Here is a 19,513-nt window from a genome sequence, read left to right on the forward strand (position 1 = left end):
ACCACAGGTTGTTATAGTGCTGCAAGTTCAGAGGTAGATGTATTTATTACTTCTTGTACAGGCTTAGATCCAAGTGGCGTGAGTTGCAATACGAAAGTACCTCTGACGAATGGATTGTTTACAAACCTAGCGGCAACAAAGACGAATAGTTTGTTAGGTTGTGTGAATTTGACGACCGCCTCGACGAATAATTTGGTTGATTCAGACTTAAATAATTATGCGGGCTTTAATGTAACAGGTTTAGGTTGTAATGTAACCTATAGTGTCAAAGACAATGATGCTACAGATACGTATCCTGCGGGATATTATGCAGGTTTTAAGATAGCCTCAACAAGCCTATTGAGCGGAAGCATTGGTTCAACGGTACGTATCGAGACTTACAACAATGGTGTATTTGTAGAAGGAAAAGACGTTGTAACGAGTTTGCTAGGAATAGAATCAAGTTTGTTAGATGGCAGTGGTTTGGCGACAGTAGGTTTTATCACGACCCAAGGCTTTGACGAAGTACGTATTATTTACACTACTTTGGTGGGTGTTGGTTTTACAGGTCAGGTGTATTATCCAGTAATAGAAAAATTCTGTGCGGGCTCAGCGTTGGTATGTAATACACAGACGAATGTTTCGAACCCTTCTTATCCCGTAGTAATAGATGATAGTCAGACAGGTATCACAGGCGTTGCATGTGTAGGCTGTTCGATTAGCAATACAGAAAATGTAATCAGCTCAAGTACGAGTGATTATGCGACTATTACGATGTCGGCTTCTTTGGGTAGCAATGCCTCTATTTCCGTAAAAGATGTTTTGACGACCTATCCCATCGGAACTTTTGCCGGGTTTAATATTTCGAATCCTAATCTGATCAATGCGAATCTTTTGTCTGGTATTACCATCCGCACTTACAATGCAGGAGTATTGCAGGAGAGTTCAGGAGTAGGGACGTTATTGTCGGTTAATTCTTCACTTTTGACAGGTGCAGGCGAGCAGTTAGTGGGCTTTATTAGTACGAAAGAATTTGATGAGGTAAAACTAGAAATAACGAATGTATTAGGGATTCTGAGTACGACAAGAGTTTACAACGTAGTACTAGAAAGTTTCTGTGCGGGACCAGCGTTGAGTTGTACCGATACGTATTTGGTATCTCCAAGTTTTCCAGCGGTATTGAATGGTAGTTTGACAGGTATTGGTGGAGTAGCTTGCGTGGGCTGTTCTATTAATAATAGTCAAAATGTGGTAGATGCTAGCACTTCAAACTATGCTGATATTGTATTGACGGCAGGCTTATTGAGTAGTGGATCAATATCGGTAAAAGACGCTGTAACTACTTATCCAATCGGAACCTTTGCAGGCTTTGACATAGAAAATACGACTATATTAGGAGCAAGTCTTCTAAGTAATGCGACGGTGAGTACTTATTTGAATGGAGTGTTACAAGAAAGTAATGCAGGCGGATTAATCAGCTTGTCTATTCTAAGTTCAATTCGTCAGGTAGTTGGCTTTGCAGCGACGAAGCCGTTCAACGAAGTACGTTTCACGATTGCGAATTTGGTAGGAGTAGATGTTGGTACGACGAGGGTATATGGTGCCGTATTACGTTTGGCAAATGCTGCGGGTTTTGTAGCACCAAGTTTGTTGAGTAGTAGTGTGAGCAATGTATGTCCCGCGACGACAGGTAATTTATCAAGTGCGATAGGTAGCGCGCCATCAGGTGCAGTTATACAGTGGTTTACGAATAATACACATACAGGAACAGCCTACAGCACACCGAGTACTGCCGCAGCTGGTACGTATTATGCTTTTTATTATGATTCAGTATTGGGTTGTTATAGTCCAGCCTCGACAGGAGTAGTTGTTACGGTAAATGCCTGTGATACAGATGGTGATGGAGATTTGGATACGACCGACCCAGCACCAAACAATCCATGTGTGTGGAGTAATAATCAGGTTTTGGCAAATACTACAACTACTTGGCGCACTGCAGATTGTGATGGTGATGGTGTTTCGAACTATAAAGAAGCTACTGGAACAGACAACGACCCGCTTACTGTTGCGGATAACACCGATCCATTAGATGGTTGTAGTTATAATGACTTTGACCAAGTTTTACTTGCGACAAGCCCGTTATGGAAATTGGCAGATTGTGACAAAGATGGTAATCTGAATGGCACAGACCCTAATCCGAAATTGGCAGTAGCTAACGACGATAATTTCTCGGCAAACTTTGGAAGCTCCACAATATTTAACGTCTTGACAAATGATGATTTTCTCCCTAGTATAACCACAACGATTACTCAAACAGGAGGAAATGCTGGAGGAACCATTGCTATTGTTGGTTCAACAGGGGTATTGACTTATACGCCGCTACTTTCAGAACGTGGAACTTCAGTAACAATCATTTATCAAGTTTGTAATACAGCTACAATACCAAACGTGTGTGCGTCTGCTACCGTAACGATCGCTGTGCCTGCTGATACAGATATGGATAGTATCCCTGATAGTCTTGATTTGGATGATGATAATGACGGTATTCTCGACACCGTAGAGGATGCCCAAATGAACGCTGATATAGATGGTGATGGAATTCCTAACCGTTTAGACTTGGATAGCGACAATGATGGTGTAAATGACGTGGACGAAGCATTGGGTATCGACCTCAATCGCGATGGTATGGCCGATGGTATCGTTTCTGTGGATGGTATTCCTGCTACTGCTGTTGGAGGTTTGGTATTGAGTGCTCTGGATATTGATTTAGACTTGTTGCCAAATCCGTACGATTTAGATAGCAACAATGATGGAATGTTTGATTTGGCAGAAAACGGCCTTAATCCGAATTTGGATTTAGACAATAATGGGGTCGTAGACTGCTCAAGCAATTGTGACCCTGACGGTGATGGTATTTTGACCCCTGTCGATGGTTTGCCAAATACTTGGAAAGATGCAGGCTTCCCTGATTTGACCCCAACTACAGAAATTGATAATCTGGAATTTACCAACATATCCAACAGTCGAGACTTTGTTATAAATGTTTTTGAAATAAATAACATTCTTAATATGCCTGGTAGAGCAATCAGTTTCCGAGTAGCTAAAATTTCGGGCTTCGATATTACTTATTCTACAAATTCAGGTTTGTCTAATGTATTGGGTGGTACGGCGAATAGTAACAGTGATTGGGATTTTGTGGAAAATGATAACTCAATTATCGTCACAGCCAAAGCAGGAAGTGTTACCCTACAAAATACTAAAAAGGTAGTAGGCTTTACTATTACTCGAAAAGCTACTACCCCAAGTTTGACTAGTCAAAATATCACAGTTACTATCATCTATGGTTCGGCAGGAGAAGAGCGTGTAAACAACAATATTGTTGAAACGAAAGTAACAGCCAACTAATAAAACCAAGCAAGCCTTATGAATATTTTAAAGAAAATTCGCATTCTATTAGCCTGCTTGACACTTTTTAGTGTAAAAATAAAGGCACAAGATGTTAGCATAAATATTATTAATCAACCCGCTACGCTGACTCAAGGCTCTGCCTTGGGTCGGGTAATGGTCGATATTTGTAATAACGATGGGGGAAGCCGTAATGCCGCAGTTGGTAAACTTCGTCCTCTGATTAGTTTTCCAAGTAGTTTGGTCGGAAACACCGTAGTGCCGATTACTTTCGTTGGGTGGACTGTTTTATCAAATGATGGTCAATCAATTAGGCTTGAAAATACAGTCGCTATTGCACCAGGTGAGTGTTCGCATATTGTGTTGGGATATACTGGTGTAAACATCGGTGGACCTCTGACTGTTACAGGTACCATGGGTTTTAACGGACCACAAACGGTAGGCAATTTAACAGGCAATGACAATAGTACTACCTCTATTACAATTGCTGCGGGCGGTACTGATAGTGATGGTGATGGCGATCCTGATGTTTCTGACCCAGCAGCCAATGACCCTTGTAGCTGGGGAGTAGGGCAAGTAGTTGCCAATGCTACGCTTGTTTGGCGAAATGCAGATTGTGATGGCGATGGCGTAACTAACTACGCTGAAGCAACAGGTTTGGATGGTAACCCTGCGACTACAGCCGATAATACAGATCCTAAAAGTGCTTGTAGTTTGAACATTACTCAAGTAACATTGATGGCCACAAGTTCAGGCGATTGTGATGGTGATGGAGTAACAAATAAAGATGAAATTAATGGTTTAGACAGAAATCCGCTCGCTACTTTTGACAATACAAATCCACTTGATTTATGTAGTTATAATGCTGTAGACCAAGTAATAGCTAACACAAGCCAAACTTGGCGAACGAGCGACTGTGATAAAGATGGGAATACAAACTTTACCGATCCCAATCCTAAAAGTCCAACAGCTAATAATGATGTTTTAACCACAAGTTTTGGGTCAACTGGATCCGTTAATGTATTATTGAATGACGATTTTTTACCTAATATAACTTTAAGTATTACTCGCTCTGGAGGTACTGCACAAGGGACTGTTACTTTTTCGCCGACTACTGGATTTATGACGTATTCGCCACTAACTTCTGAACAAGGCTCAACGGTTTCTGTGAGTTATATTGTTTGTAATACGGCGGTAAGTCCTAGTGTTTGTGCCAATGCGGTGGTGAATATCACGGTTACAGGTTCATCACCACGTTTGAGTATTACAAAAGCTGTTTCCTCTGGGTTGTATTCTCTTTTCGATAATTTTACCTATACCCTTACCGTAAATAATACAGGATCGGTACCAACCTCAGGTATGATTATTATCAAAGATACGCTCCAAATGGGTTTGGCTTTGGTTTCAGCAACGGTTAATACGGGCTGGGGTTGTAGTGCTTCGGGGCAATTGGTTACTTGTACTCGTACCAATAGTATTCCTGCTGGTGGCAGTAGTTCTGTGACTATCACTGTAGCTGCCTTGCAAGCAGGAACTTTTTACAACAAAGCAGGTGTGTACGGGGGAGGAGATCCTGTGGCTATCAATGGAAGTACGGCGGCTCAATCAAATGTTACGACGACTTTTGTGGCACAATTTTCGGTAAGAGTAACTTTAAAAGTTTTCCTCAAAGGAGCTTATAATCCTACCGATGGACTAATGCAGGACAATTTGCGTTCACAAGGGCTAATACCTCTGGTACAACCTTATGGGAAAGGAGCTTACGCCGATATTCCGCACATAGGTCCAGACGAAATTACGACGTCGGATGTTCTGGCTGTAACAGGAAACAACGCTATTGTGGATTGGGTTTCTGTAGAGTTACGAGATAAAAATAATCCCACAAGTATATTGGCGAGCCGTTCGGGACTCATACAGCGAGATGGAGATATTGTCGATGTAGATGGGGTAAGTTGTTTGAGGCTCATGAATATAAGTAACAACAGTTATTATATCGCCATTCGTCACCGTAATCATTTGGCTGTGATGAGCGCTTTGAGTTATCCACTGTCCGATGCTTGTTTCAATTTGATTGATTTTACTAGCCCAAGTGTAAGCATATATACAAAACCAAATACAGATCCAGAATTTAGTGCTTATCCGATGATGGATGTTGGAGGTATTCGTGCACTGTGGGGAGGTAATGCCAGTCCTGATAGATTTGTCATTTACCAAGGCCCTAACAATGATAGAACCTTTGTAGGAAGTGTAATTTTGACAGATCCAAACAATACCGAAAGCCTCAATAATTATATGGTAAATGGGTACTTGCGAGCAGACTTAAATCTGGATGGAAATACCATTTTACAAGGACCAAACAATGATATAAATTTATTATTCAACGAAATATTTACACACCCTGAAAACGCTGAAAAGCTAAATAATTTTATTATTTTTCAGCAATTACCTTAAATATCTATCTTAAAAAAGCTGAGCCGTTTAGCTTTTTTCTAAAAACCACACAGTCTTTACGCTGTCTGTTTAAGTACGTTAATCTTTAAAAATTAACAACATTATATAAAATCGCTAAATAAAGAAATTGGTTAGGGTATTGGCTTCTTTTTTTAAAGGGCTGATACCCAAAAACCAATTAAAGTGTATTTGGCATGTTTTGTGTAGTTCAAAAAACATCAAATTGATAAAATCTTATGAAAACGTTTCTACATTATTTATTCCTACTAATAGGACTTACACTAAGCTGCAAAACTACTTTTGCTCAAAAATCAGTGAATCCTCATATTAGTTTTAAAATAGATTTGCGCCCAGATGGCTACTACTATGGAACCATGAAGTCGGATACTACGCTGAGTTCAGTAAGTCCCAGTAATAACATTTCTACCATACAATTTACGGTAGTTGCCCCCATAGGAACGTTCTCTCCAATCTCTTATACAGGCTCAACGGTACTTAACCTCCTAGGAAGTATTGAAGATTTAGTACCTTCAGACAATCTTGGTTCATATCTGTGGACTATTCAGCGATCTACCTACGATGCTAATACAGAGTATGCTTTTATAGGAATGACTGGCTCACCACGACTTACAAATACGATCACAAAAGACGTTGAAATTCCCTTGTTTCGTTTTAGACTACAAAATTGTCTAGGAAATATTCGCATGTATCAAAATGGCATAGATTTGCCGAGCCGTTCGGGAACAGCCCTGCTAAATACTGATTGCTCTATCTACCTGTCAAGGATTAAAGAAAGTCTTGCCGACGCCTACAAAGATAATTATGGAGGACCCGCTGTATGTCTTACTACTCCCATCCCCGACTTGATGACGTCATTAACTGCACCATCTTCTGGTGCTCCCAATACAGCTTACAGTTATACCGTCAGTGTCATGAATGTAGGCTCAGGCCTTAGTTCAGGAATTGTGTCAGAAAGTTTTAGTTTGCCCGCAGGTTTGACTTTCAATAGTGGAGGAGGCAATGGCTGGACATGTGCCGTTGCAGGCACATCCTCAGGGACAACAACAGTCACCTGTACCAATCCCGCACCGAATGTACCAGCAAGTGGAAGTATTAATTTCCCATTGACGGTAACACCAACAACTTTGGGTGCTTTTACCATCACAGCACAAGTATCGGGTGGAGGAGAAAGCAACACCAATAACAACAATGCCACAAGTAATACCACCAGTATTGGTTGTGGTGTGAGCGCAGGAGGAATCAACAGACTTTAATCAGTTTTTGATTAAAGAGAAGAAATATAAGCCTAAGGAGGACAGCAATAACAGCACTGCAAAGCGCTAGTATTGGCAGAAATTCAATAAGATAAGGAGTAACTATTTTTTCGTTGCGAGCGAAAATAAATACTTCAGCAGTAATAGAGGTTGGTATAATCTGCCAACCTCTTTTTTGTGGGTGAACAGTACAAACAAGTTAACTTCATGGGAAACCCTCATTTGCCTCGCTAGTGCTGGATTCCTATCCAGCACTCCTTTTTTCTGAGGATTCTATCCCTCATAATAGGCTATAGTTTCCTGCCAAGTCCAATTTGAGTGAAAGGAAGTGTTAGCCTATTTTCGATAATCTAATGGAGGCTTTCTATCGCCTGCCAAGGATTTATATTCAAATGTTTTTGTTCCTCTTCTTTGGTACAATTCTTCTTTGGCTTGTTCAATCAAATTGGGTGATTTAAACAAGTTTTGAGCCGTAAGGGCAATCGTTTGGGCGGCGTTCATCATGCCTTTATGCCCAATACTCATACCATTGCAGGCAACCGCTTGCCAACTATGGGCAGGTACGCCTGGCACCCATGTAGCTGTAGAAAGCCCAGCCGTAGGCGTAACCCAACTCACGTCGCCCACATCTGTAGAAGCAGGAAATGCCAAGCCTGTGGTATAAGGACGCACCGTTTGGGCCGAACTAATAGGGGCAAGTGTTTGGGCATTTACCGTCTGGCGAATTTTTTCGGCAAAAGCGATTTCTTCGGGTGTGTAAGGCACGCCCCCAACTTTTTCAAGGCTTTTTTGCATTTCTTTTGCCAAAATATCATTGGGTAGTAAATTGTACAATCCTGCCAAAATTTCGTAGCTCATCTTCGTTTCTGTGCCATGAGCTGCTGCTTCTGCGGTTTTGAGGAGGCGTTGCCAAATTTCTTCTAAACCCTGTGCCGTAGGATTACGAATCGTGTATTCGACCATCGCATAATCAGGTACGATGTTGGAGGTTAGTCCGCCGTTTTTAATCACATAATGAATACGTGTTTCGGGAGAAATATGTTCTCGCATCAAGTTTACCATATAGTTCATGGCTTCAACGGCATCTAAAGCCGAGCGACCTTTTTCGGGACTAGCCGAGGCATGAGCCGCCAAGCCCGAAAAGCTAAAATTGGCTACTCGATACGCCAGAGACGAGTTCGGACTAGCGTTGTTGTTATCGCCCGGGTGCCAATGCAAAACGGCATCAATATCTTTGAAAACACCCTCTTTCACCAAATAGGTTTTGCCACCGCCAGCACCTTCTTCGGCTGGTGTACCAATCAAGCGGATGGTTCCTTTGATATGGGCTTTCGCCATCCAATTTTTGGTAGCAATAGCGGCTGCAACCGAGCCCACACCAAACAAGTTATGCCCGCAAGCATGGCCATAGGCATTCACAAATTTAGCTTTTCTGAAAGGCACTGCTTCTTGCGATAAACCGGGCAAGGCATCCATTTCTGCCAAAATACCAATCACTGGAGAGCCAGAGCCATAGGTAGCCACAAAGGCTGTTTGCATAGCTCCAACACCTTTTTGTACTTGGAAACCAGCAGCTTGCAATTCTTCTATTAGGGCGTTGGAAGTTTTGTCTTCTAAATATCCCGGTTCGGCCCATTGCCAAATTTTATCTGACAAGGCAGCGTATTGGGTATATTTTTGTTGTAATTCTTGGGTAATTTCTTGTTGAGCCATCGCACACGGAATACCTACCCAAAGGCAAAGGCATACATACAGTAGTTTTTTCATGGTTTTAGTTTGGGTGAATGAGTGGAAAACAATATTTTGAGGTATTTTCGCTAATATCAAATTTAACCCATGAGCAAATCTAAATCAAGCAAGTAGCAGAATGTTATCTTGAAAATATCCAAGCAAAATCTTTACAATGAAAAAAGAGTGCTGGATTCCAATCCAGCACTCCTTTTTTCATAGGATTCTATCTTTTATTGAGGTAATCTATTGGAAACCTAACTGGAATGGGCAAGTTTGACCAGCATTTTAAGTCGTCACTAGTCCAGAGAAGATTCCAATGAGGATAATTAAAAAGAATAAAAATGAGTAAGAGATAGTAAGTAGTATGAACTTTATGAGCGTTTTTACCCAACTTTGCTGATATACGTTTTTGATAGAAATCATGAAATACACTAGACTCAGAATTACTACAAATAATACAATGTATCCTGAATAATCATAATAATCTTGATTGAAAAAGTATTTGTATAAATCACTCAGAAATTCACATATTGCCCAAAATACAAAAATAGCGGAGTGGGTATATAAGGTAAACACAAGGTGTTGAAAGTAATACCGCCACTTGGTACGTCTTTCGAAAAACCATAAGATATAGGCTGCAAACGGTAATAGAATAAACATGATTGTCGGCAAATAATTGTTGAACAACATCGTTCTGCCATTTATTTCAGATTTTAATCCATACTTTTCTTCAAGATAGCGATGGTATTCCTTCACAATACTATTTTTGATAGTTTTCCTGACAGGGAAGAATGTAGATATTCCCTTAGCCGTCAACACGGAATCTAAAGCCTCGTCATTTAATTGAAAATAGTAAGTGATGGAGTCTTTTGGAATAATGAGTTTTTTGATAAGACCTAAATAAAATTTGGAGCTATCTTTTCTGGCATTATACTCTTTTTGAGCATCTTTCATACCTTTTCTGAATTCCTCCAGATTACTTTTTGAGACAGTATCTGGTTCTGATTCGAGGTTTTGCGAAAGGTCTTTTTTTAATTGTCTAGCAAAGTTTCTACCGCTATTATAGTCTCTATTTTCGGCTTTTCTCAGCGAATCAATGGTGTTTTTGCTCTGTAACTGAGTATTGCTATCTTTTTTCAGAAGGTCTGAACTCATGATGAAAAAAAGATGGCACTCACCCCAAAATACATTCTTACAGGGTGCATATATTTAACTCTTTTCCCTGAGTTAAATGCTAAAGTCAGTTTACCCGGATGTGTGAATATAATTTTTACCGTTTCGATAAACTTGGTTTCGAAAAAAGTAATACCACCAATAAACTCCATGATGAGGTCTTTCATGGGTGCATTCAAATTGTGATTTTCTTGTCCACAATCGTGGCAATAATTTTCATTGCGTTCTAGGACAGTTTCACAGTTTGGGCATAAATGGGTTTTACGGCGTACTTTTCTTTTTCGCATAATAAAATAGTAGTATGGTAGTATTTGAAATGAGGCTATACAAATGTAGATAGTTTTAGAAAAAACTCCCTAACAATTGCTGGATTCTCATCGCTAGTGCTGGATTCCAATCCAGCACCCTTTTTTTTCTAAGGATTCTATCCTTTTTGATTTGCTTAGGCTATCACTTTTTCCCTATCCAACCTAAATGTGTATGCTGAAAACTGTCAGTATATTTAAGTCCATAGCCCAAAGCTCTGTCCATAGCCGAATGTCCAAATAAAATAATACCAGATAAAATTAGAAGGTCATGATTTAGCCAATATCCAAGCGCAAGTATAGCGATAGCCAATAGTTTGTGATGAAATAGGTTGTATCCCCAAGCCCCAACTTTAGTATTCAATAAATACCCCAACATCGAAATATCTGGCAGCAGAATACAAGCAGGATATATCCACCAAGCATAATCTAATTGCTGAAATAATACGATAGAAAGAAGTAGCTGACCAAGTTCTTCTAATTTGAGGAGGAAATTCATATCTTTTGTCATGTTCGTTTTTGTTTTTGTGATGACACAAAATTCGAGCATTTAAAAGTATTCACTCTTGACAAAAATCAAGAACTTTCAGATTTGCGTTTTCTGATTCGACTAAATGTTTCGGCGCTCATACCCAACACCGAGGCTATGTATTGAAGCGGTACTTGATTGAAAAGTTCTTTATTTTGTTCAAAATACGCATCATAACGCTCTTCGGCGGTCATTGATAGGTGTGAAAACACACGATTTTCAATCATCGCAAAACATTTGACGATGAATCTTTTTTCAATATCGAGCCACTTGGGAAATTCCTGGCAGAGTTTGAGATAATTTTTTTCGAAAGGGTCAAAAGTTCAACATCTGTAAATGCTTGAATCGACCAGCGATTGGGCTGGTTAAAGAAAAAACCTGCTATTTCGGTAATAAGATAATTTTCGGTCGAAATCCATTGGGTAATTTCCTTTCCATCTACAACAGCATAAACCCTGAGAATCCCACTTTTAATGAGACTCAGCTTATCACAAACTTTATCCGATTGGGTGAAATAAGCATTTCTGGAAAGTTTTTCTTCTTTAAAGTAGGAGCGTAGGAGTTCCAACTCAGCCTCAGTAAGTTGTCCGAAGTTGTCCTGAATAATAAGGTTAAAGTTTTGCACAAAAAGAGTGGTTATAAATCTTGAGCATTTTCTCGATATAGATAGAAAATTGTAATCAGTTGGTTGGTTGCTGTATCCCAAAACATCATGTAAGCTTTTTCCTCGGTAGTAAAAGTATTCAAACACACTTCTTTCGCTGAAGAACTTGAGAGTTGTTTAATCGCTTCTTCCCAAGAACTTATTTCTTCATTCTCAAAAAACTTCCTTTTTAAACTTTTGTTGATTCGTAACCTTGTAGTGTATAATCCTGTTAGGTACTCTCTCGTTTGAACTATTTCATTCAGAACACTCTCAGGATTTTGTTGGAGTGCGACTGCACATTCTTGCGCTAGAAAAGACTCCTTTTCTGCTTGAAGGCCATTTAAAATTTGTTCCTGTGTCATTTAGAATTGGTTTTGGATAAAAGGTGTCAAAGATATATGTAAGATTATTGAATAATGTCTGTAGAATTTCAAGCTTTAAAGAGAGGGTTAGCGTGGTAAGAACGAGGTATGTTAAGTTCTTAAAATCTTATCCATTTTTTTGCCCTTTGCTAGTTCATCAACTAATTTATCTAAATATCGGATTTGTTGCATCAATTTATCTTCAATATCTTCTATGCGGTATCCGCAAATGACCCCAGTAATTTTATGAGCATTTGGATTTATCTGAGGAGCTTCTGCAAAAAAGGTTTCAAAGTCTATTTTTTGCTCAATAATTTGTAGAATACTGGCAACATCATAGCCTGTTAACCAACAAATCACCTCATGTAATTCGTCTACAGTACGTCCTTTTTTCTCAACTTTCTGTACATAGTGAGGATATACACTCGCAAAAGACATTTTGAAAACTCTGGTATTTGTATTCATGAGTAAAGAGAAAGGTTAACTGACAAGTTTATTAGCAGTTTAAATTTACTGTTTTTCAACAAAAATCTACTGTTTGACACAAGGGAATTTCTAGCCTGAGCTTTATAAATAAAATTCCCAAAAGGAAATAAGTCATGCAAAATAAGATTTAATAAGCTGAAGCTATTTTATTATTTTTTATAAAAGCGCCGTAGATGCGAAAGTTTGGTAGCATAATTCCTTAGAAAAATTTTAAAAGAGCGCCGTAGGTGCGAAAGAATTCAAAATAGTCTGTTTTCTTTCGCACCTACGGCGCTCCTTCATGGGTTCAGTAAAAAGTTCATTACTACCAAACTGTCGCTCCTACGGAGCTGATGTAAAAGATTGGTTAGTAAGTGGGCTTGTCATTTTTAAAAATATATTCTGCCGTTCTGCTTCGCTTTTTATTTCGAGCACAAACCACCAAAATATGAGGTCGTTCTGTCATAAATGCTTTTTAGATATTCGATACTAATGCGACACCATTTTCAATCCGATAATAGAGCCAATTAAAGTACTGATAAAAAATAGGCGCCAAAAAGTAGCTGGTTCTTTAAAAACAAGGATTCCCAAAAGTACTGTTCCAACAGCACCGATGCCTGTCCAAACAGCATAAGCCGTAGCAATAGGTAGCGACTCAATAGCTTTCATCAAAAGCCCCATGCTGATAAAAAGCGCTATTCCAAATCCTGCATACCAAAGATATACCTCGTTTCCTGTACTTTCTTTTACTTTGCCCAAACAAAAAGCAAAGGCTACCTCAAATAGCCCTGCAATAATTAACCATATCCAATTCATATTTCTTGTGTTAAAATTCACAAGCAAAGTTCTGCATCGGAAAAGGAAAATAATTTTACAAATGTTAAAAAATACTACCTATCGAATCTCAGCTCTAATTCTACTCAGACTCACTTGACTAATTCCAAGATATGAAGCAATATGTCCTAATTGCACTCGCTGAATGAGGTCAGGATGTAATTCTAGAAGTTCATGATAGCGTTCGCTGGCGGTTCTGAATTGTCGGGCAATAAATCTTTCTTCCGTTTTGATGAGTTCTAGTTCAGCCAATTTGCGTCCCCAATTAGCGATATGTATGTCACTCTGATAAAGGTCTTCCAATACCTCTGTTTTTAACTGATACAGTTCACAATCTTCTAATAGCTCTACATCTTCGTAGCCTTTTTGTCCAATGACATAGCTTTTTAAAGACATCAATGTATCTCCTTCTTTACAAAACAGAAAAGTAATCTCATTGTCAGGCTTTTGAGTATACAGCCTTGCAATTCCTTTTTTGATAAAGTAAATATTACTTTCCACTTTATTGGCTCGCAGTAGAATATGACCTTTCGGAAAACTAAGCTCTGAAATATGCCCTTCCAGCTTTTGTATGGAAGCTTCAGGTAGAGGGTGAATTGTATTTGAAATTTGTGAGAGGTTCATGTTAAATTGAATTGATGTATTTCAAATGATTTTTCCCGACGTATTTTCTCATTGATAACCTTTTAATCATTAAAATTACACTAGTTAATAGCAGAATAGATAGTTTAAATCCGAAGCCCATTAAAATTTGAGATGAATATCTGTAGATTATTTGACAAAATCCAAATTCTGAATTTTATCAATGCAAGCCTCAACCGAATCATCCGTAGACTTCAATTGATATTTTAAATGCCAATTTTTACTTTTCACCAAAAATATTCCTAAAGATTTTTCGAAGTAAGCCTCTACTTTGCTGTCTACACCTGCATCAGGATTGGTAAACTTTAAATTTTGAAGAGATTTTTGATGTAAAGTATAGGCAAAAGAATCTACAACGACCATCCTATCTGAACCATGAGGAATACGATTCACCCAGAGAGTATCGGATTTGTCAAGTTCTTGTTTAATCACATAAAAGCTATTGTCTTTTTGTGATACTGCTTTTTGTCTTTGGTTACAAGAGTAAAGGCTAATAATTGCTATGATACACAAAATTTTTGATGTAGTTTTATCCATGAAGTTATGTCTATAAACCAGCGATTTAAAGGTCTAGAAAAATTCAAAACAAAGATGTGAATATTCATTGGGTAACCTGCCTTTAGCTCACAAAATGAAAATAATTAGGGTATTTACAGGGGTATTCTTGCTTATGTATCTTGAAAGAATAAAATGGAGTTTTGTTTTAAAATATATTGGGTGATAAGTTAACCCCAATTCAATCAAGTAATTAGTACAATCCCAAGAATAAATTTGACTCATAATTAGCGAAAATTTGCTAAATGTATTTAGTTAATTATTTGGTAAAACTTCGTTTGTCATGGAATAATATTGTGTTGGCTGATACTTTAAGATAAAATTCTTTGTTTTATCCTGTTTAGTACAATAAACGAAGATGTTATAAGGATTAGACAATATCTTAGAAAAACTTCTTCAAAAATTAGAATAAATAAAGATTAGCGTCAAAAAAAGCGTTGTAAGGGATAGGTTTTGAAGTGAAATTGGATACTTGAACAAAAATGCCACTCTCAAAAAAGTATAACGTTTAGCACGAAAAAAATTAGATTGTCGTGGAATTGTGAAATTTCTTCCCTAATTTTGCACCCGAAAAGAGTTAGTAAGTTTAAGATGTAATAAACCCCAGCCAAGCAAAGCGAAAAAAATCTCTTTCCTTATCTTGTAAAGGACTTGCATCCAACGAATAACCTCTCAAATCGAATTCCAAAATCACAAATCCAACTATAAAGAAATGGCATCAGTCAGACCAGATGAAGTGTCAGCCATCTTGAGAGAACAACTTTCAGGATCTAAGTCAGAGGCTGAACTCCAAGAAGTAGGTACCGTGCTACAAATCGGTGATGGTGTAGCTCGTATTTATGGACTATCGAAAGTACAAGCGGGTGAGTTGCTCGTATTTGAAAACGGCTTGAAAGCCCTAGCCCTTAACCTCGAAGAAGACAACGTAGGTGCGGTATTATTGGGTGATTCATCTGAAATCAAAGAAGGTGACACCGTAAAACGTACAGACGAAATCGCCTCTATCAAAGTAGGTGACGGTATCTTAGGTCGTGTCGTGAACACACTTGGCGAGCCAATTGACGGCAACGGTCCAATCGCAGGACAATTATACGATATGCCACTTGAGCGTAAAGCTCCAGGGGTAATTTATCGTCAACCAGTAACAGAACCTCTTCAATCAGGTATCAAAGCGATCGACGCTATGATTCCAGTAGGTCGTGGTCAACGTGAGTTAGTTATTGGTGACCGTCAGACAGGTAAAACAACTGTTTGTATTGACACAATTATCAACCAAAAAGAATTCTACGATGCAGGTCAACCAGTGTTCTGTATCTATGTAGCTTGTGGTCAGAAAGCTTCAACTATCAAGCAAGTTGAGCAAGCTCTTCGCAAAGCAGGTGCTATGGATTACACAGTAATCGTAGCGGCTGGTTCTGCTGACCCAGCTCCAATGCAGTTCTTTGCTCCATTTACAGGTGCTGCTATTGGTGAATTCTTCCGCGATACAGGTCGTCCAGCATTAGTAGTGTATGACGATTTGTCTAAGCAAGCGGTTGCTTACCGTGAAGTTTCATTGCTTCTTCGTCGTCCTCCAGGCCGTGAAGCTTACCCTGGTGACGTATTCTATTTACATAGCCGTTTGTTGGAGCGCGCTGCGAAAATCAACGCATCTGACGAAATCGCAAAAAATATGAACGACCTTCCTGAGTCTATCAAAGGAATCGTAAAAGGTGGTGGTTCATTAACGGCTCTTCCAATTATCGAAACTCAAGCGGGTGACGTTTCTGCTTATATCCCGACTAACGTAATCTCTATTACCGACGGTCAGATCTTCTTGGAAACTAACTTGTTTAACGCAGGTATCCGTCCAGCTATCAACGTAGGTATCTCTGTATCTCGTGTAGGTGGTAACGCTCAAATCAAATCAATGAAGAAAGTAGCTGGTACCTTAAAATTGGACCAAGCTCAATTCCGTGAATTGGAAGCCTTCGCTAAATTTGGTTCTGATTTAGATGCTGCTACTAAATTGACTATCGAACGTGGTCGTCGTAACCTTGAAATGTTGAAGCAACCTAACGGTAGCCCTCAACGTGTAGAAGACCAAATCGCTATGATTTATGTTTCTACTAACGGTTTAATCGACACAGTTGCGGTATCTAAAGTACGTGAGTTCGAGAAGGATTTCGTTACAGTTATGCATGCTACTCAAAAATCTACTATGGATGCTTTGAAAGCAGGTAAATTCGACGATTCTTTGACTGATGTATTGAAGAAAGTGGCGAAAGAAGTGGCAGTTAAATACCAAGGATAATATTTGAATGTAGGAGAGGGTAGTACGCTACTCTCTCTTTTACAGTAATTAATCAATTAGCAAATTGTGAATTGTGAATGAGAAATCATCACAAAAGCTTCGCAAAATTGAGACTGATTACCTAGTACGAAATCATTATTTGACTTGATATTCTTTAATGTAAACTTTCTGAGTCCTTACAAATAACAGATACATTAGTAATAAATAACGATTTTGAATACATCAAATATTTCATTTCTATCATTCACTGTTTCAAACATTAGCAAAAGATGCCTTCATTAAAAGAAGTCCGTAACCGAATAGTGTCAGTAAACTCTACTCAGCAGATTACTAAAGCCATGAAAATGGTTTCGGCGGCTAAACTTCGCCGTGCAACTGATGCTATTGTTCAAATGCGCCCTTATTCGCAGAAATTAACCGAAATGATTGCAACTGTTTCGGCTAATGCAGAAGGTGCTCAATCGAACCCTTACACAATCACTCGCGATATTCAAAAAGTGTTAGTGATTGTTGTTACTTCTGACCGTGGTCTTTGTGGAGCATTCAACGCCAACGTTGGTAAGGCAACTGTAAACCTTATCGCAGAAAAATACGCTAGTCAAAATGCCGCAGGCAATGTTGAGATTTTGGCTTTGGGTAAAAAAGGTGCTGAATACTTAACTCGTCGTGGTTATAAAGTAAACGAAAAATTTGTTCATATCTTCTCTAAATTGTCTTTCGCTTCAGTTCGCCAAGCAGCAGAATATGCTATGGATGGATTCGTTGCTGAAAAATATGACGTTGTAGAAGTTATTTTCAATGAATTCAAAAACGTGGCAACTCAAATTTTGAGAGCAGAACAAATGTTGCCTTTAGTTGATAAACAAGATAGTAACGTTAAAGCTTCATCTGTTGATTATATCTTCGAACCTTCGGAAGAAGAAATTATCAGCGAGTTGCTTCCTAAAGCGTTGAAATTGCAAGTGTATAAAGCTGTTTTAGAATCAAATGCTTCTGAACACGGTGCTCGTATGACTGCAATGGATAAAGCTACTGAAAATGCAGGTGAATTGTTGAAAGAGTTGAAACTCGTTTACAACCGTTCTCGTCAAGCTGCGATTACGAAGGAAATCCTCGAAATCGTTGGTGGTGCCGAAGCATTGGCCTCAGCTTAATCTTGTTAAAAAAGATTATAAAAAAGACCTTCCGAAAGAAAGGTCTTTTTTTATGTTCAGATTTGAGTATTCTTAAAATTTAAATACTTCAGTCTTCAGTTTAAATTCTTTTCTATTTTCTAGAATCTTTAAAGACAATCACCACTCGTCCAATCAACCCTACAGAGATAATTCCTCCAATTAAGAGAATAAAAAAGGTTTTTTCATTGAATCCGTTTGTCGAATCAAGTAGTACAATCGCACCCCAAGTGATTAGCACCACTGCAATAATTATGACAATGAATAGAAGAATGTAGGCTATGTTTTTCATGAAAATACGTTGATTGTTAGTCTGACCCAAAACTAAGCGTCCTATGTTGCTTTAACAAGAAAACTAGCATTTTGTTCTTTTTATCCTTCAAAATACGCTATTTGCTACTTAACTCATCGTAGGCAGCGGTCAAACTTCTTATGATTCCATCGCCTTTCCATTCTGGGACATTAGGGATAGCCGTGGTTTTAAGGATTTCCTCCTTACTTTTTCCTGCTTTTATTTCTTGCGAAACATAACCCAAAAGCTGTTCCAAATAATTTTTGAATGCCTTTATATCTTCATGAGTCCCCGTAATTTTCTCAGGATCAAACGCATGTCCAAAAACAAAAATGGTATCCTTGTCAAAAGTTCCATTGATTTTGTCCAAAACGTTAATCCAAGAGCTCATACTAGCACCCGCATTGCGGTCTACTACAGGAAAACGGCGATTGAATACCAAATCACCACAGTGTGCTACATTGGCACTTTCAAAATGAATAATAGAATCACCATTGGTATGACCTGCACCAAAATAATGCATTTTGATGGTCTCTTTTCCTAATTTCTCTTTATGGGTATCTTGGTAAGTTATATCTGGGAAAAGCTGTTTTTCTACTGTGTTTTGCTTCTCGGCAACAGCTTTTTGATTTTTTAAAGAGTTTTCATGAGCAATAACATGTTCTACAATACCTTTAAAAGAAATATTTCCACCAGAGTGATCGCCATGGTGGTGAGTATTGAATAGTAATTTTATGGGATTTTCTGACATCCCTTTAAGTGCTTCTATCAAGTGGTTGGATTGTTCAGGAAACTGAGAATCTACCACAGCAATTCCCTTGCTAGTTGAAGCAAAGGCAATTGTACCACCTCTCTCGGTAAATACTCCCACACCATTGCGCAACTCTTTGATTTTGTAAGGAGTATCAAATGGAAATTTATAGGAACTCAAACCGAGACTTGCCATCAAAAAAGCAGAATGTTGGAGAAAGAGTCTTCTTTGCATAGAATAATGATTGTTAGAGTTGTATTTAATTTAGAGAAAGGAATGATTCGTATGTTTTGTTAAAACTAAAATTTATCAAATTTGGATTGTTTGATATGAAGGCACAAAAGAAAATAATCCAAGAAATCAGAGACTTAAGTATGAGTGCTGAATTGTGAGTGATGAGTTTTGAGTATAATTTTATGATTACTAATATTTTATCTGATTAATTTGATCAATTAGAGATGTAAGATATTGATAATTAAAATTTTACATTCACAATTCAAAACTCATAATTCATCACTAATTATGAATACATTGCTCTCGAGTTATTCCTTTGTGCCTTTACTTGGAAATGGGTTACCGAGGAAAGACTTCAAAAATTTAGTGCATTTTAATTAGAGTAAAATGCTATATTTAAGTTTTCATCTCAACTTTTCG

At 38.4% G+C, this 19,513-nt stretch carries 18 protein-coding genes; 5 read left to right on the forward strand and 13 right to left on the reverse strand.

The window, feature by feature from the left end:
• The 3 genes from BWI92_RS27270 to BWI92_RS09310 form a co-directional block, all read left to right on the forward strand.
• Positions 1-3,384: hypothetical protein (locus BWI92_RS27270; RefSeq protein ID WP_217903395.1), on the forward strand; the 3,384-nt coding region annotated here is incomplete at its 5' end.
• 18 nt (positions 3,385-3,402) lie between these two features.
• Positions 3,403-5,835, forward strand: a complete 2,433-nt coding sequence (locus BWI92_RS09305) for a DUF11 domain-containing protein (RefSeq protein WP_095162327.1) — start codon at positions 3,403-3,405, stop codon at positions 5,833-5,835.
• A 236-nt stretch (positions 5,836-6,071) separates the two neighbouring features.
• Positions 6,072-7,109, forward strand: coding sequence for a hypothetical protein (locus BWI92_RS09310; protein WP_095162329.1), 1,038 nt, complete (start codon positions 6,072-6,074; stop codon positions 7,107-7,109).
• Between the two features lie 336 nt (positions 7,110-7,445).
• Here the strand turns inward: BWI92_RS09310 and BWI92_RS09315 are convergent, their stop codons facing one another.
• The 11 genes from BWI92_RS09315 to BWI92_RS09365 form a co-directional block, all read right to left on the reverse strand.
• Complete coding sequence (locus BWI92_RS09315; RefSeq protein ID WP_095162331.1) at positions 7,446-8,876, reverse strand: amidohydrolase; 1,431 nt, start codon at positions 8,874-8,876, stop codon at positions 7,446-7,448.
• 249 nt (positions 8,877-9,125) lie between these two features.
• Complete coding sequence (locus tag BWI92_RS09320; protein WP_095162333.1) at positions 9,126-9,995, reverse strand: hypothetical protein; 870 nt, start codon at positions 9,993-9,995, stop codon at positions 9,126-9,128.
• On the reverse strand, positions 9,992-10,300 hold the full coding sequence (locus tag BWI92_RS09325) for a DUF3667 domain-containing protein (RefSeq protein WP_095162335.1): 309 nt from the start codon (positions 10,298-10,300) through the stop codon (positions 9,992-9,994). The genes BWI92_RS09320 and BWI92_RS09325 overlap by 4 nt, the downstream gene beginning before the upstream one ends.
• A gap of 163 nt (positions 10,301-10,463) precedes the next feature.
• Positions 10,464-10,829, reverse strand: a complete 366-nt coding sequence (locus BWI92_RS09330) for a DUF4260 domain-containing protein (RefSeq protein ID WP_229362904.1) — start codon at positions 10,827-10,829, stop codon at positions 10,464-10,466.
• Between the two features lie 65 nt (positions 10,830-10,894).
• On the reverse strand, positions 10,895-11,074 hold the full coding sequence (locus tag BWI92_RS28125) for a hypothetical protein (protein ID WP_229362913.1): 180 nt from the start codon (positions 11,072-11,074) through the stop codon (positions 10,895-10,897).
• A complete protein-coding gene (locus BWI92_RS09335) occupies positions 11,071-11,472 on the reverse strand; it encodes a Crp/Fnr family transcriptional regulator (protein ID WP_229362916.1) in 402 nt (133 codons plus the stop codon). Before BWI92_RS09335 ends, BWI92_RS28125 begins: the two co-directional genes overlap by 4 nt.
• A gap of 11 nt (positions 11,473-11,483) precedes the next feature.
• A complete protein-coding gene (locus BWI92_RS09340; RefSeq protein WP_095162337.1) occupies positions 11,484-11,855 on the reverse strand; it encodes a hypothetical protein in 372 nt (123 codons plus the stop codon).
• 111 nt (positions 11,856-11,966) lie between these two features.
• A complete protein-coding gene (locus BWI92_RS09345; protein ID WP_095162339.1) occupies positions 11,967-12,320 on the reverse strand; it encodes a DUF2200 domain-containing protein in 354 nt (117 codons plus the stop codon).
• A 489-nt stretch (positions 12,321-12,809) separates the two neighbouring features.
• A complete protein-coding gene (locus tag BWI92_RS09355) occupies positions 12,810-13,136 on the reverse strand; it encodes a multidrug efflux SMR transporter (RefSeq protein ID WP_095162341.1) in 327 nt (108 codons plus the stop codon).
• Between the two features lie 78 nt (positions 13,137-13,214).
• Positions 13,215-13,778, reverse strand: coding sequence for a Crp/Fnr family transcriptional regulator (locus tag BWI92_RS09360; RefSeq protein WP_095162343.1), 564 nt, complete (start codon positions 13,776-13,778; stop codon positions 13,215-13,217).
• 147 nt (positions 13,779-13,925) lie between these two features.
• Positions 13,926-14,333: a hypothetical protein gene (locus BWI92_RS09365; protein WP_095162345.1), complete on the reverse strand. Its 408-nt coding sequence runs from the start codon at positions 14,331-14,333 to the stop codon at positions 13,926-13,928.
• 730 nt (positions 14,334-15,063) lie between these two features.
• On the opposite strand from BWI92_RS09365, the gene atpA reads away from it, so the two are divergent.
• Together atpA and atpG are read left to right on the forward strand one after the other, a co-directional pair.
• Positions 15,064-16,644, forward strand: a complete 1,581-nt coding sequence (atpA, locus tag BWI92_RS09370; RefSeq protein WP_095162347.1) for a F0F1 ATP synthase subunit alpha — start codon at positions 15,064-15,066, stop codon at positions 16,642-16,644.
• 269 nt (positions 16,645-16,913) lie between these two features.
• Positions 16,914-17,798, forward strand: a complete 885-nt coding sequence (gene atpG / locus BWI92_RS09375) for an ATP synthase F1 subunit gamma (protein ID WP_095162350.1) — start codon at positions 16,914-16,916, stop codon at positions 17,796-17,798.
• A 112-nt stretch (positions 17,799-17,910) separates the two neighbouring features.
• Here the strand turns inward: atpG and BWI92_RS09380 are convergent, their stop codons facing one another.
• Both BWI92_RS09380 and BWI92_RS09385 read right to left on the reverse strand, forming a co-directional pair.
• Positions 17,911-18,108 (reverse strand): hypothetical protein, encoded by a 198-nt coding sequence (locus BWI92_RS09380; protein WP_095162352.1) that lies wholly within the window; start codon positions 18,106-18,108, stop codon positions 17,911-17,913.
• A 97-nt stretch (positions 18,109-18,205) separates the two neighbouring features.
• Entirely contained in the window at positions 18,206-19,093 is an 888-nt protein-coding gene (locus BWI92_RS09385) for an MBL fold metallo-hydrolase (protein WP_095162354.1), read from the reverse strand.
• Positions 19,094-19,513: the final 420 nt, after the last annotated feature.

Origin of the sequence: Flectobacillus sp. BAB-3569, assembly GCF_002270355.1 — a bacterium.
GTDB lineage: Bacteria > Bacteroidota > Bacteroidia > Cytophagales > Spirosomataceae > Flectobacillus > Flectobacillus roseus.

Coding starts and splice junctions, on each gene's coding strand:
- BWI92_RS09380 (WP_095162352.1), bottom strand. CDS start 18,108: ATGAAAAACATAGCCTACATTCTTCTATTCATTGTCATAATTATTGCA.
- BWI92_RS09355 (WP_095162341.1), bottom strand. CDS start 13,136: ATGAATTGGATATGGTTAATTATTGCAGGGCTATTTGAGGTAGCCTTT.
- BWI92_RS09385 (WP_095162354.1), bottom strand. CDS start 19,093: ATGCAAAGAAGACTCTTTCTCCAACATTCTGCTTTTTTGATGGCAAGT.
- BWI92_RS09365 (WP_095162345.1), bottom strand. CDS start 14,333: ATGGATAAAACTACATCAAAAATTTTGTGTATCATAGCAATTATTAGC.
- BWI92_RS09345 (WP_095162339.1), bottom strand. CDS start 12,320: ATGAATACAAATACCAGAGTTTTCAAAATGTCTTTTGCGAGTGTATAT.
- BWI92_RS09330 (WP_229362904.1), bottom strand. CDS start 10,829: ATGACAAAAGATATGAATTTCCTCCTCAAATTAGAAGAACTTGGTCAG.
- BWI92_RS09315 (WP_095162331.1), bottom strand. CDS start 8,876: ATGAAAAAACTACTGTATGTATGCCTTTGCCTTTGGGTAGGTATTCCG.
- atpG (WP_095162350.1), top strand. CDS start 16,914: ATGCCTTCATTAAAAGAAGTCCGTAACCGAATAGTGTCAGTAAACTCT.
- BWI92_RS09320 (WP_095162333.1), bottom strand. CDS start 9,995: ATGAGTTCAGACCTTCTGAAAAAAGATAGCAATACTCAGTTACAGAGC.
- BWI92_RS09360 (WP_095162343.1), bottom strand. CDS start 13,778: ATGAACCTCTCACAAATTTCAAATACAATTCACCCTCTACCTGAAGCT.
- BWI92_RS09340 (WP_095162337.1), bottom strand. CDS start 11,855: ATGACACAGGAACAAATTTTAAATGGCCTTCAAGCAGAAAAGGAGTCT.
- BWI92_RS09310 (WP_095162329.1), top strand. CDS start 6,072: ATGAAAACGTTTCTACATTATTTATTCCTACTAATAGGACTTACACTA.
- BWI92_RS28125 (WP_229362913.1), bottom strand. CDS start 11,074: ATGATTGAAAATCGTGTGTTTTCACACCTATCAATGACCGCCGAAGAG.
- atpA (WP_095162347.1), top strand. CDS start 15,064: ATGGCATCAGTCAGACCAGATGAAGTGTCAGCCATCTTGAGAGAACAA.
- BWI92_RS09325 (WP_095162335.1), bottom strand. CDS start 10,300: ATGCGAAAAAGAAAAGTACGCCGTAAAACCCATTTATGCCCAAACTGT.
- BWI92_RS09305 (WP_095162327.1), top strand. CDS start 3,403: ATGAATATTTTAAAGAAAATTCGCATTCTATTAGCCTGCTTGACACTT.